This is a genomic window from Streptomyces sp. BYX5S, from assembly GCF_054724165.1.
Genome location: NZ_CM138829.1, coordinates 1,082,586 through 1,095,099, shown reverse-complemented (window position 1 = coordinate 1,095,099; position 12,514 = coordinate 1,082,586). Strand labels below are relative to the sequence as shown.

Below are 12,514 nucleotides of genomic sequence, written 5' to 3'. Positions count from 1 at the left end.
GGCTACGGCGTCCAGACCTCGCCGTCGAGGACGTCGCGCATGCCCACCCACACCATGTTCATCAGGCGCAGCGTGATGCCCTCGGGCGACTGGCCGGGGTGGCGCTCCATCCAGTCGGTGAGGGAGTCGGCGGCGCCGACGAGGGCGTGGGCGACGAAGTCGGCGTCCTCGTCGCCCAGTCGGGCCCCGCGCCCGCTGTCGGAGATGCCGTCGCGGATGAGCCCGGCCACCTCGGCCATGACCGCGCGGCGGGCGTCGGCGACGGCCTCCGCGATCGCCTCGCTCAGCTCGGAGGCCTGCCGGTGCAGCACGACCCAGCTGTCGCGGTGCTCGGCGACGAACGCGAAGAAGGCGGAGAGTCCGGCGTGCAGCCGCAGTTCGGGCGCCGCGCCCGCGCCCCGCGCGGCCTCCTGGAACGCGGCGACGAGCCGCTCGGCCTCGCGTCGCAGACAGGCCAGGAACAGCCCTTCCTTGGACTCCAGGTACAGGTACACCATCGGCTTGGAGATGCCCGCGAGTTCGGCGATCTCGTCCACGGAGGCGGCGTGGTACCCGCGCTTGGCGAAGACCCGCACGCCCACGTCGATGATCTGCTGCTCGCGCACGGGGCGCGGCACGCGCTTCCGTCGCGCCGCCGTACGCCCTTGAGCCGCTCCCGAAGTGCCCGTCACCCTTGTCAGCCTATCTACGTCGCCGTAACCTTACCAATTAGTAAGCTTACTAAGCAGTAAGGTCGGCAGTGAAGTGAGGAGTACGCCCATGAGCGGTGCCGAGGAGATCGCCGCGCTCGACTTCGCGAGCGTCACGCCCGAGGAGTTCGCGCGGATCGTCAAGGGTCTGTCTGCGAAGGAGATCAACGAGATCGCGCGGGACGAGACGCTGCGCTCCCGGGTCCTCAAGGAGGTCTTCGGGCGCATGGAGCGGCAGTTCAAGCCGGACGTCGCGGGGTCCCTGGAGGCGCTGATCCGCTGGAAGGTGACCGGTCAGGACGAGGTTCCCGAGGCGGTCTACGAGACGAGGATCTCGGGCGGCACGTGCAAGGTGACCGAGGGCCGCTCGGACGCCGAACCGCGCGTCACGCTCATCATGGGCGACGCCGACTTCCTCAAGCTGGTCTCCGGCAACTCCTCGCCCGTCACGATGTTCATGATGCGCAAGGTGAAGATCGCGGGCGACGTGGCGCTCGCCTCCGGCCTGACCCGCTACTTCGACATCCCCAAGGCGTGATCCGGCGTGGCCTTCTCTCTTGAACTCAGCGAGGAACAGACCGATCTGCGCGACTGGGTGCACGGCTTCGCCGCCGACGTCGTGCGGCCCGCGGCCGCCGAGTGGGACGAGCGCGAGGAGACGCCCTGGCCGGTGATCCAGGAGGCCGCGAAGATCGGCCTGTACGGGTTCGAGTCGCTGGCCGAGATGTTCGGCGACCCGAGCGGGATCTCGCTCCAGATCGCCAACGAGGAGCTGTTCTGGGGCGACGCGGGCATCGGCATGGCGCTGTTCGGCACGTCGCTGGCGGTCGCCGGGATCTTCTCCGCGGGCACGCCCGACCAGCTCGCCGAGTGGGTGCCGCAGTGCTTCGGTGACGAGGACGACCCGAAGGTCGCGGCGTTCTGCGTCTCGGAGCCGCAGGCGGGGTCGGACGTGGCGGGCATGCGGACGCGTGCGCGGTACGACGAGGCCAAGGACGAGTGGGTGCTGTCCGGCCAGAAGGCGTGGATCACCAACGGTGGCATCGCGAACGTGCATGTCGTCGTCGCCTCCGTCGACCCGGAGCTCGGCTCGCGCGGGCAGGCGGCGTTCATCGTGCCGCCGGGCACGGCGGGGCTCGAAGGCGCCAAGAAGATAAGGAAGTTGGGGCTGCGGGCCTCGCACACGGCGGACGTCTTCCTCGACGACGTCCGGGTCCCCGGGCACTGTCTGCTCGGCGGCAAGGACAAGCTCGACGCGCGGCTCGCGCGGGCCCGCGAGGGGACGTCCGGTTCCCGGGGGCAGGCCGCGATGTCGACCTTCGAGGTCAGCCGGCCGACGGTGGGCGCGCAGGCGCTCGGGATCGCGCGGGCAGCGTACGAGTACGCGCTTCAGTACGCGGGTGACCGGGAGGCGTTCGGCCGCCCCATCATCGAGAACCAGGCGATCGCCTTCGCGCTGGCGGACCTCCGTACGGAGATCGAGGCGTGCCGGCTGCTCATCTGGCAGGCGTCGTGGATGGCCCGCAACGACAAGGTGTTCGATGCGGCGCAGGGGTCGATGTCGAAGTTGCGGGCGGGTGAGTTGGCGGTCGCCGCGAGTGAGAAGGCGGTTCAGGTGTTGGGTGGGGCGGGGTACAGCCGGGAGCATCCGGTGGAGCGGATGTATCGCGATGCGAAGATCTACACGATCTTCGAGGGGACGAGTGAGATTCAGCGGCTCGTGATCGCGCGGGCCATCTCCGGTCGCCACATCCGCTGACCCACCCGTGGTGACACCCCCGGGGCTCCGCCCCGGACCCCGCGCCTCAATCGCCGGCGAGGCTTGAGGGTGGCCATCCGCCGCCGACACCGACGCGCCTGGTGAGCTCGAACCCACGCGATTCACGTCGGTGCTATTCAAGCCCCTCCGACGCGCCCAAGGGACTTGAGTCGCCGCCGTTCAAGCCCCTCCGACGCGCCTCGAGAGGGTGAGTCGGGGCAATTCAAGCCCCTCCGGCGATTGAGGAGCGGGGTGCGGGGCGGAGCCCCGGGGGTTGGAGCTCCTCGGGCGATTGAGGAGCGGAGTGCGGGGCGGGGCCCCCGGGGGTTGGAGCGCCTCCGGCGGTTGGGGAGCGGCTAGTCGTGGTGGAGGCGGTGGGCGGCGGCGAGGGCGTCGGCGAGGTGGCGGACGTCCGGGTCCTCCGTGGTGGACGTCAACCCGTCGACCCGCTCCCGGAGTCGCTCCAGGGACGGCGTACCGGGGAACGGCCGGCCGTTCAGGCTGGACGCGAAGTAGCCCGCGGCCGCCGCCACCCGCAACCGCGGCGCGGTCCCGCCGGACCACAGCTCCCGGCCGAGGTCGGCCACGCCCACCCGGCCGGAGGCCTCGCGGGGAGCCCGGCTCTCCGGATCCAGCCACCGCACCGTCGCCCGCGCGACCTCCCCCTCCGCCCCCTCACGGAGCCTGACCGCGTACAGCGCGGTCACCGTGTGCCCGGGTCCGGCCTCTCCCCCGTCCACCGCGTCGTCGCGGAAGTCGTCGTTCGACACCCGCCGGTTCTCGTACCCGAGCAGCTGGAACTCGTCGACCGCGTCCTCGTCGAACGACACCTGCGCCTTCGCGTCCCGCGCCCGCAACTGCACGTTCTCCGGCAGCTGTCGCACGAACACCTTGCGGGCGTCCCGCTCGGACGACACGTACGTGGTGTGGCCGTCCCCCTTGTCCGCGAGCCGTTCCATGAGCGCGTCCCCGTAGTCGCTGCCCACCCCGACCCCGAACAGCGTGATCCCGTGCTCGCGCCGCGCGTCCGCGATCCGCTCCAGGATGGCGTCGGCCGAGGTCTCCCCCGTGTTGGCGAGCGCGTCGGACAGCAGCACGACGCGGTTGGTGGCCCCGGCCCGCACCCCGTCGACGGCCGTGGCGTACCCCGTCTCGACGCCCGCCTCCAGGTTCGTGGAGTCCGTGGGTTCGAGGGTGTCGACGGCGCGCTGGACCCGCTCGCGGGTGTCGCCGCCGCGCGCCCCGAGCCGGGTCATCGGCAGCACCGTCTCGGCCTCGTCGCTGAAGGTGACCAGGGCGATGGAGTCGTCGGGGCGGAGCTGCTCGGTGAGGGTCGCGAGGGAGGTGCGGACGAGGTCGAGGCGGCCCGCCTCCGACATGGAGCCGGAGATGTCCACGACGAACGTCAGCGCCGCGGGCGGCCGTTCCCCGTCGGCGGGCGCCTGCGCCGTCGCGAGGCCCACCCGCATCAGGCGCCAGCCGTCGCCGCCGGTGCGGGCCCCGTCGACGGTGACCGAGAAGCCGTTGCCCTCGGGGCGCGGGTAGCCCTGGCGGAAGCTGTTGACGAACTCCTCGGGCCGCACCGACTCCGCGTCCGGCAGCCGCCCCTCCGCCAGACTGCGGCGCGCGTACCCGTACGAGGCCGTGTCCACGTCCAGGGCGAACGTGGAGCGCTTGCCGCCCCCGGCCACCCGGTCGGACCCGGCGGACGGTTCACCCGCTCCGGAGCCGCGCCGCGCCTTGTCGTGCGCCGTGCCCGCCGCGTCGTCGGACCCGCCGCCGCACCCCGTGAGCAGCAGCCCGCCGACGAGCAGCGCGGCGCCGAGCCGTACGGCGCCGCGCACCTGGTTTCCCTGCGTCAGTGTCATGTGACCTGTGACGCGCGGGGCGCCCGCGAGGAGCGCTCAAAAGCGTTGCGGCCCGGTCCCGAACCGGTCACGGGTACGGGAGTTGACCGTTCCGTGCCCCTCCCGCGACCCGAGCGTGCCCCGGACCGTCCCATGAGACGCCGCCCGCTAGGACACCACGTCCTTGCGCGCGAACCCGCGGAACGCCAGCGCGAACAGGACCAGCGCGTACGCCACCGACACCGACGCCCCCTGGATCATCCCGCCCCACGCGGGCTGCTCCTGGATCGCGTCCGCCCAGGCGAACTGCCAGTGCGCGGGCAGGAAGTCGCGCCAGTCGCCGAGCGCGGTGACCGCGTCCAGGACGTTGCCGACGATGGTCAGGAAGACCGCGCCGCCGACCGCGCCCAGCGGGTTGTCCGTCTTGGTGGACAGCCAGAACGCGAGCCCGGCCGTGACCAGTTGGGACACGAAGACGAACGCGACGATCACCAGCAGCCGCTGCACCGCCGTGCCCGCCGGCAGGGCGCCGCCGGTCGGGATCTCCAGCGGCCCCCAGCCGTACGCGACCGTTCCGACGGCGAGCGCCACCAGCGGGAGCAGCAGCATCGCGGCGAGGCTCAGCCCGAACGCGACGGCCAGCTTGGACCACAGCAGTCGGGCCCGCGGCACCGGTGCGGCCAGCAGATAGCGCAGGCTCGACCAGTTGGCCTCGGAGGCGACGGTGTCGCCGAAGAACAGGGCCACCGGGACCACCAGCAGGAACCCGGCGGACACGAACAGGCTCGTCGCCGCGAAGTTCGCCGCGGACGCGGTGGCCGTGTCCATCAGGTTGATCCGCCGTCCGCCGCCCTCGCCGCCCGGCTGCCCGCCGATGGCGAACGCGGCGACGAGCACGAACGGCAGCAGCCCGAGCACGGCGGCCATCACGAGTGTGCGCCGCCGCTTCACCTGTCGTACGAACTCCACGCGCAGCGGCAGCGTGCGGCCCGGCCGGTAGCCGTGGGCGAGCTCGGGCGCGTCGTGCGCCGTGGTCTCGACTCCGGTCGTCGTCATGCCGATGCCCCTCCGATCAGCGTCAGGAACGCGTCCTCCAGGCGCCGGTGCGGGCCGACGGACCGCACCGGTACGCCGAGCCGCACCAGCTCCGCGACCAGCCGGGCGGCCGGGTCGGACTCGGTGTCGGCGGCGGTGCCCGGCTCCGCGTCGGGGGCCGGGGCCGAAGCCAGGCGGACCAGGAGGCCGTCGTCCGCCCTGCCCACCGAGGCGACGCCGTCGAGGCCGCCGACCTTCTCCACGAGCGCGTCGGAGACCTCGCCCGCGACGCCCACGAGCAGCGTGTCGCCGGAGCCGACGATGTCCGCCACGGGGCCCGCCTGGACGAGCCGGCCGCGGTCCATCACCACCAGGTGCGTGCAGGTCTGCTCGACCTCGGCGAGGAGGTGGCTGGAGACGATGACCGTGCGGCCACCGCGCGCGTACCGGATCATCACCTCGCGCATCTCGCGGATCTGCGGCGGGTCGAGACCGTTCGTCGGCTCGTCGAGGATCAGCAGGTCCGGCAGGCCGAGCATGGCCTGCGCGATGGCGAGCCGCTGGCGCATGCCCTGCGAGTACGTGCGCACCGCGCGGGCGAGCGCGTCGCCGAGGCCCGCGATCTCCAGTGCCTCGTCGAGGTGCGCGTCCTCGGCCGGGCGGCCGGTCGCCTTCCAGTACAGCTCCAGGTTCTCGCGCCCGGAGAGGTGCGGGAGGAAGCCGGCGCCCTCGACGAACGCGCCGACGCGGGACAGCACCGGGGAGCCCGGCCGGATCGCGTGGCCGAAGACCCGGATCCCGCCCTCGTCGGGCCGGATGAGGCCCATCAGCATGCGCAGCGTCGTCGTCTTGCCCGCGCCGTTCGGCCCGAGGAGGCCGAGGACCTGGCCCTGCTCGACGCGGAAGGACAGGTCGCGTACCGCGTAGCGGTCGGTGGAGCCCGCGTACTTCTTGCTGAGGTCCGTGATCTGGAGCGGGACGTCGGCGAGCGCCGGGTCGGGCGCGGGCGCCGTCGTGCGGCGCCGGGCCGTCAGCAGCAGCCCCGCCGCGATCACGAGCGCCCCGCCCGGCAGCCACCACACCCACGCGGGCAGCGGCGTGGCCGCCGTCCGCACGTCGGGGGCGGTGGGCACGCTCAGGCCGTCGCGCACCGAGACCCGGTACGTCGCGGGCTCGTCCGGCGACGCGTAGCCGAGGTCGGTCGCGGAGAGCACGAGCCGCAGTGTGTGGCCCTTCTGCACCTCGTGGTCGATCGCCGGGAGCGTGATCCTCACGTCCTTGCCGGCGCCGTCCGCGCCGGTCACCTTGACGGGCGTCACGAGCTGCGAGGGCAGCACCTGGCGGGCGCCGCCGGGCCCGGCGTCGTACACCTTCGCGAACAGCACGGCCGTGCCGGTGGAGGACTCCACGTGCGCGGTGACGGTCGGGGTGCCGGTGACGCGCACCGACTTCTTCAGGGGCGCCGAGTCGAAGCGGGCGAACTGGCCGGGGTACTCCAGGGAGAAGCCGCCGCCCAGCGTCGCCGACAGGTTGGCGACGCTGCCGAGGCCCGGCACCGAGGAGATCGACGGCGGTCCGCCGCCCGGCGGGTTCTGGAACGTCTCGGTGGCGGACTTCAGCGGCACCCGCACCCGCTGCTCGCCGCGCAGCCCCGGGTACAGGTCGCCGCTCGCGCCGCGCAGGGTGGCCGCGCCGTCCGTGGAGTCGACGCCGCCGGAGCGGGTGACACGGAACGCGGGGCCCGTGTCGACGTTCTCGTCCTTCAGGTAGCGGTCGAACCAGGAGGTCACGCGCTGGTGCAGCCGGTCGACCTCCATGTCGCCGCCGTCGTGCCCGCCGCTCAGCCAGTCGACCTCGACGGGCGCGCCGTTCGCCTTGACCTGGCGCGCGATCCGATCGGCCTGGTCGAGCGGGAACAGCGAGTCGGTCTGTCCCTGGGCGATCAGCGTGGGCACCTTGATGCGGTCGCCGACGGCCACGGGGCTGCGCTCCTCCAGGAGCTTGCGGGCCGCGGCGTCCGGCTCGCCGGAGACGGCGACACGCTGGTACATGTCGCAGAGCTTCTCCTCGAACTGGCCGCAGCGCAGTCCCGCCTCGGTGGTGCGGGTGCCGAGCCGCGCGGAGCCGGAGGTGAAGAAGGCGCCCGCCCACAGCTTCTTGAAGACGCCGTCGGGGAACAGGGCGTCCGCCAGGTTCCAGTACGTGATCTGCGGGGCGATCGCGTCGATCCGCTTGTCGTGCCCGGCCGCGAGCAGGGAGACCGCGCCGCCGTACGAGGCGCCGGTGGCGCCGACGCGCGGGTCGCCCGGCTTGTCGAGCTCGACCTCGGGGCGCTTCGCGAGCCAGTCGATCATCCGTGAGACGTCGGCCACCTCGTGCTTCGGGTCGTTCAGGCCGATCTTCCCCCCGGACCGGCCGAAGCCGCGGGACGACCAGGTCAGGACCGCGTAGCCCTCGGCGGCGAGCTTCTCCGCCTCGGCGCGGACGTCGGCCTTGCTGCCGCCGAAGCCGTGGGTGAGCAGGACGGCGGGCCGCCGGTGGGACGGGTCGCCCGACGTGAAGTACGAGGTGTCGATGCGCACCCCGCCGCCCATCCGCATCATCCGGTCCTGCCGGTGCACGGCGGCCGTGCCGTCGGAGTCCGCTGCCGCCACCGCCGTCCAGGCGGCCCCTGTCCCCGCGAGCACCGCGAGGGTCGCCGCGACGGCGATCCACCGTCGAGGCCATCCGCGCACCCGCTCGCGCCACACGCGCCGTCGAAAAAGCATGCGTCAACGGTATGCGCCACCGCTGACAACCTCTGCATCCGGTGGTCGGACGCCCTGACCTCCTGTGGGCGTACGGCTTCGGGCCCGTGTACCGCGATCGCTGTACGTCGCGGTCGCGCTGCGGGGCTCTGCCCCGGACCCCGCTCCTCAAACGCCGGAGGGGCTGGATCGGGGCTCATCTGTGGGGGCATTCTGCGAGCGCTCGCAAGAGGGCGTCAAGAGGTGCGACAGCAAGGGCAGTTGGGCGGAATGGTGGGCTACGGAAATCGTTGCGCGAACCATTGACCAGCCTGCGAGCGCATGCAAACGTCCCTCCTCGACAGCGCCCACCACCGAGCCGCTCGTGGAGGCCCCCTATGGGCAGTGCCGCCCCCTCCCGTCGCACCACCCTGTCCGCACTCCTCGCCTCCGGCCTCGGCGCCGCGCTGACCGCCTGCGGCGGGCCCTCGCGGTCCGTCGGCGCGGGCGGCGCCGTGACGCTGCGGTACTTCTTCTGGGGCGACAGCGGCAGGGCCGAACTGATCAACAAGTGCATCGACGTCTTCGAGCGCGACCACCCCAAGATCAAGGTGAAGACCAGTTTCGCCGCCTTCGACTCGTTCTGGCCGAAGCTCAGCACCGCCGCCGCGGGCGGCAACCCGCCCGACGTGATGCACGTCGACTACGCGTGGATCCGCACCCTCGGCGAGCACGGCGTCCTCGCCGACCTGAACGAACTCGCCGGGTCCGGCAAGGAGATCGACACCTCGACCATCGTCGAGTCGGTACGCACGGCGGGCCTGGTGGACGACCGCCGCGTCGGCCTGCCGCTCTCGCACAACAGCGTCGCGCTGCACTACGACGCCGAGGTCTGGGCGAAGGCGGGGGCCCGCCCGCCGACGAAGCGGATGGACTGGGACACCTTCATGGAGCAGGCCCTGAAGGTCACCAAGTACGGCAAGTACAAGCAGTTCGGCATGGACAACCCCGGCCAGAACTACCTGGGCGTGGAGATCTGGATGCGTCAGCAGGGCCTCCAGATGTGGACCGAGAACGGCGAACTCGGCTTCTCCCGCGACGACATGCGCCGCTACTTCACCAAGGTCAACGACTGGCGCAAGGAGGGCGCGCTGGGCGGCCCCGACGTCGTACTGGAGTCGCTGCCCGGCTACGCGATCACCACCCGCCGCGTCGCCTCCAACCTGGAGTGGGACAACCAGGTGGGCGGCCGCAGCGACATGCGCGGCAGCAAGCTGAGCCTCGGTTACGTGCCGAGCGACACCAGCAGGCCGGGCATCTACTCCAAGCCCGGCATGTTCCTCGGCGCCGCCGCGAAGAGCCCGTACCTCAGTGAGGCCGCGCAGTTCATCAACTTCATGATCAACGACCGGCGCGTCGCGAAGATCCTCGGCACCAACATCGGCATGCCGCCCACGACGAGCCAGGAGGGCGCCGCCGAGATCAGCGACCCGAAGGTGCGCCAGGTCCAGACGTACGAGAAGCAGATCGAGAAGACGCTCGCGCCGACCCCGCCGCCGCCCGCCGACGGCGGCGCCTCGCTCAACGTCTATCTCCAGCGCGTCGCCGAGAAGCTGTTCTACGACCGGATCTCCGTGGACCACGCCGTCGACCTCTACTTCGACCAGGCCAAGGTCACCCTCGCCTGACGCACGGCCGCCTCCGCCCCTCCCCGAGAACGTACGGAGCCCCCATGGCCTCTACGACGACGACCGACGCCGCGATACCCCGCGCACGCCGCGGCGACGCCCCCTCGTCCCCTCCCGCCAAGCGCCGCAAGCGGGCCAACGACCGCTCGGCGTACGTCTTCCTCACCCCGTGGATGATCGGCGCGGCCCTGCTGACGCTCGGCCCGATGCTGTTCTCGCTCTACATGTCGTTCACGGACTACAACCTGTTCGACTCGCCGCGCTGGATCGGCCTCGACAACTACCGGCGCATCCTGTTCGACGACCCCGAGGTCCGCGACACCGTCGGCGTGACCCTCCTCTACGTGGTCGTGGCGACGCCGCTCAAGCTGGCCGCCGCGCTCGGCGTGGCGATGCTGCTGCACACCCGGCGCAAGGGGCGCAACTTCTACCGGGCCGCCTTCTACATGCCGTCCCTGATCGGCGCGAGCGTCGGCGCGGCCATCGTGTGGCGGCTGCTGTTCTCCACGGGTAGCGTCGTCGACCAGTTCCTCGGCACCTTCGGCATCCACACCGGCGGCTGGATCTCCAACCCCGACTGGTCGCTGATGTCCCTGGTGGCGCTGTCCGTCTGGCAGTTCGGCGCGCCGATGGTCATCTTCCTGGCGGCCCTGCAACAGATCCCGCGGGACCTGTTCGAGGCCGCGGAGATCGACGGGGCGGGTCCCTGGCGCCGCTTCCTGTCGGTCACCGTCCCCATGCTGACCCCGGTGATCTTCTTCAACCTGGTCCTAGAGATGGTGCACGCCTTCCAGATGTTCAACTCGGCGTTCGTGCTCTCCAACGGCACCGGCGGACCCGCGGGCTCCACCCACGTGTACTCGATGTACCTGTACGAACTCGGCTTCAACGACTTCCGGATGGGCTACGCGGCCGCGCTGACCTGGGTGCTGCTCCTGGTCGTCGGCGCGATCACCGCGGTGCTCTTCAAGACCTCGGGCCGCTGGGTCCACTACGCGGGCGAGGAGAAGTGACCATGGCATCGACCACCACCACGGCCGGCACCCGGTCGACCTTGTGGCACGTGGGCGCGATCGCCCTGCTGCTGGTGCTGCTCTACCCGGTGTTCTGGGTGTTCACGGCGTCCGTGAAGCCCGCCGACGAGATCATCTCCAGCTTCAACCTGCTGCCCTCCAGCGTCACGTGGAGCGGGTTCGGCACCGCGCTCGACGGGATCGCGGAGGTCCCCGCGTGGCGCTTCTTCTCCAACTCGCTGCTCCTGGCGGTCGGTTCCGTCATCGGCAACGTACTGTCGTGCTCCATCGCCGCGTACGCGTTCGCGCGGCTGCGGTTCCGGGGGCGCGGGCCGATGTTCGCGGTGATGATCGGCACGATCCTGCTGCCGACGCATCTGCTGCTCATCCCGCAGTACACGATGTTCCAGAAGGCGGGCGTGGTCGACACCTATGTGCCGCTGCTGATCGGCAAGTTCCTCGCCACGGACGCGTTCTTCGTGTTCCTGATGGTGCAGTTCGTACGGAACCTGCCGCGCAGCCTGGACGAGGCGGCGCTGATCGACGGGTGCGGGCACTTCCGGATCTTCGGCCACATCGTGCTGCCGCTGCTGCGCCCGGCGCTCATCACCACGGCGATCTTCACGTTCATCTGGTCCTGGAACGACTTCTTCGCGCCGCTGGTCTATCTCCAGTCGCCGGAGAAGTACCCGTTGCCGCTGGCGCTGCGGCTGTTCGTCGACTCGACGAGCAGTCAGGACTACGGGGCGATGCTCGGCATGTCGGTGCTCTCGCTGCTGCCGGTGATCGCGTTCTTCGTGGCGTTCCAACGGCTGTTGATCGAGGGTGCGGCGACCTCCGGGATGAAGGGGTGAGCGACATGAGCGGTACCGGGGCGGCGGCTCGCCGGGACACCCCGTACGGGGAGCGGTTCACGCTCTTCGCGGAGGTGCTGTGGATCGGGGTGCTGGTGGCGGCGGGTTCGCTGCTCCTCGTCACGTGGCCGGCGGCGATGGCGGCGGGGTGTGCGGCGGTGCGCAGGTGCGTACCGGACGGGCCTTCGGCGGGGACGGCGCGGCGGTTCCTCACGGACTTCCGGGCGGCGCTGTCCGGTGGGGTGCGGGTGGGAGTGGTGGGGCTCCTGGTGCTCGGCTTCCTGGGGGCGGATCTGCGCCTTGCGGCGGTCGCGGGTGACGTTCCGTTCTTCGGCGTGCTGGCGGTGGTGGTCGCCGGGGCGGCGGGGGGCGTGGTGGTGTACCAGGTACGGATGGCGGCGGCCTGGTCGTCGACGGGGCGCTGGGCGCGGCCAGGGCGGGATGGGCGGGGGGCGGTGATGCTGGGTGGGGCGGTGCTGGTGTCGGCGGTCTGCGTCTGGCAGTTGACGGTCCTGGCCCCCCTGGTCACCGGCGTCCTGGCCCTCGCCGCGGTAGCAGTCGACCGCCGCCCACCCCCGGGGCTCCGCCCCGCCCCCCGCTCCTCAATCGCCGGAGAGGCTTAATGCGCCCAACCGGCACCGCCCGCCCCAGGGGCGCGGGGAACTGCGCAAACGCACAGCGCGACGGCACCCGCCGACGAAAAACCGGGGACGCGAGGAACAGCGCGAAGTTTTAAGGGGCGCGGGGAACTGCGCAAACGCACAGCGCGACGGCACCCGCCGACGAAAAACCGGGGACGCGAGGAACGGCGCGAAGTTTTGAGGGGCGCGGGGAACTGCGCAAACGCACGGCGCGGCGGCACTCGCCGACGAAAAACCGGGGGCGCGGGGAACCGCGTGAGTC

General features: G+C 71.7%; 10 protein-coding genes. 6 read left to right on the top strand and 4 right to left on the bottom strand.

Features of this window, described 5'->3' with window-relative positions; genetic code table 11:
• Positions 1-2: 2 nt before the first annotated feature.
• A complete protein-coding gene (locus ACYBSK_RS04930; protein ID WP_457475606.1) occupies positions 3-671 on the bottom strand; it encodes a TetR/AcrR family transcriptional regulator in 669 nt (222 codons plus the stop codon).
• An 88-nt stretch (positions 672-759) separates the two neighbouring features.
• On the opposite strand from ACYBSK_RS04930, the gene ACYBSK_RS04925 reads away from it, so the two are divergent.
• Together ACYBSK_RS04925 and ACYBSK_RS04920 are read left to right on the top strand one after the other, a co-directional pair.
• Positions 760-1,227, top strand: a complete 468-nt coding sequence (locus ACYBSK_RS04925) for an SCP2 sterol-binding domain-containing protein (protein ID WP_460245291.1) — start codon at positions 760-762, stop codon at positions 1,225-1,227.
• A 6-nt stretch (positions 1,228-1,233) separates the two neighbouring features.
• Positions 1,234-2,448, top strand: a complete 1,215-nt coding sequence (locus ACYBSK_RS04920; RefSeq protein ID WP_457475604.1) for an acyl-CoA dehydrogenase family protein — start codon at positions 1,234-1,236, stop codon at positions 2,446-2,448.
• A 356-nt stretch (positions 2,449-2,804) separates the two neighbouring features.
• Here ACYBSK_RS04920 and ACYBSK_RS04915 read toward each other — a convergent pair whose 3' ends face one another.
• From ACYBSK_RS04915 to ACYBSK_RS04905, 3 genes are all read right to left on the bottom strand, one after another.
• Complete coding sequence (locus ACYBSK_RS04915) at positions 2,805-4,316, bottom strand: vWA domain-containing protein (RefSeq protein ID WP_460245290.1); 1,512 nt, start codon at positions 4,314-4,316, stop codon at positions 2,805-2,807.
• A gap of 147 nt (positions 4,317-4,463) precedes the next feature.
• On the bottom strand, positions 4,464-5,351 hold the full coding sequence (locus tag ACYBSK_RS04910) for an ABC transporter permease (protein ID WP_457475602.1): 888 nt from the start codon (positions 5,349-5,351) through the stop codon (positions 4,464-4,466).
• Positions 5,348-8,098: an alpha/beta fold hydrolase gene (locus tag ACYBSK_RS04905; protein WP_460245289.1), complete on the bottom strand. Its 2,751-nt coding sequence runs from the start codon at positions 8,096-8,098 to the stop codon at positions 5,348-5,350. Before ACYBSK_RS04905 ends, ACYBSK_RS04910 begins: the two co-directional genes overlap by 4 nt.
• Positions 8,099-8,454: 356 nt before the next feature.
• On the opposite strand from ACYBSK_RS04905, the gene ACYBSK_RS04900 reads away from it, so the two are divergent.
• The 4 genes from ACYBSK_RS04900 to ACYBSK_RS04885 are packed head-to-tail and all read left to right on the top strand — an operon-like array spanning position 8,455 to position 12,234.
• A complete protein-coding gene (locus tag ACYBSK_RS04900) occupies positions 8,455-9,744 on the top strand; it encodes an ABC transporter substrate-binding protein (protein ID WP_460245288.1) in 1,290 nt (429 codons plus the stop codon).
• Positions 9,745-9,788: 44 nt separating this feature from the next.
• A complete protein-coding gene (locus tag ACYBSK_RS04895) occupies positions 9,789-10,757 on the top strand; it encodes a carbohydrate ABC transporter permease (RefSeq protein ID WP_460245287.1) in 969 nt (322 codons plus the stop codon).
• A gap of 2 nt (positions 10,758-10,759) precedes the next feature.
• Positions 10,760-11,611 carry a carbohydrate ABC transporter permease gene (locus ACYBSK_RS04890; protein WP_460245286.1) on the top strand — a complete coding sequence of 284 codons (852 nt, stop codon included), beginning with the start codon at positions 10,760-10,762 and terminating at the stop codon, positions 11,609-11,611.
• Between the two features lie 5 nt (positions 11,612-11,616).
• Positions 11,617-12,234 (top strand): hypothetical protein, encoded by a 618-nt coding sequence (locus ACYBSK_RS04885; protein ID WP_460245285.1) that lies wholly within the window; start codon positions 11,617-11,619, stop codon positions 12,232-12,234.
• Positions 12,235-12,514: the final 280 nt, after the last annotated feature.

Excerpts from the sequence above, each read along its gene's own strand:
- ACYBSK_RS04905 (WP_460245289.1), bottom strand. The coding sequence starts at position 8,098 with ATGCTTTTTCGACGGCGCGTGTGGCGCGAGCGGGTGCGCGGATGGCCT.
- ACYBSK_RS04925 (WP_460245291.1), top strand. The coding sequence starts at position 760 with ATGAGCGGTGCCGAGGAGATCGCCGCGCTCGACTTCGCGAGCGTCACG.
- ACYBSK_RS04910 (WP_457475602.1), bottom strand. The coding sequence starts at position 5,351 with ATGACGACGACCGGAGTCGAGACCACGGCGCACGACGCGCCCGAGCTC.
- ACYBSK_RS04890 (WP_460245286.1), top strand. The coding sequence starts at position 10,760 with ATGGCATCGACCACCACCACGGCCGGCACCCGGTCGACCTTGTGGCAC.
- ACYBSK_RS04885 (WP_460245285.1), top strand. The coding sequence starts at position 11,617 with ATGAGCGGTACCGGGGCGGCGGCTCGCCGGGACACCCCGTACGGGGAG.
- ACYBSK_RS04915 (WP_460245290.1), bottom strand. The coding sequence starts at position 4,316 with ATGACACTGACGCAGGGAAACCAGGTGCGCGGCGCCGTACGGCTCGGC.
- ACYBSK_RS04900 (WP_460245288.1), top strand. The coding sequence starts at position 8,455 with ATGGGCAGTGCCGCCCCCTCCCGTCGCACCACCCTGTCCGCACTCCTC.
- ACYBSK_RS04895 (WP_460245287.1), top strand. The coding sequence starts at position 9,789 with ATGGCCTCTACGACGACGACCGACGCCGCGATACCCCGCGCACGCCGC.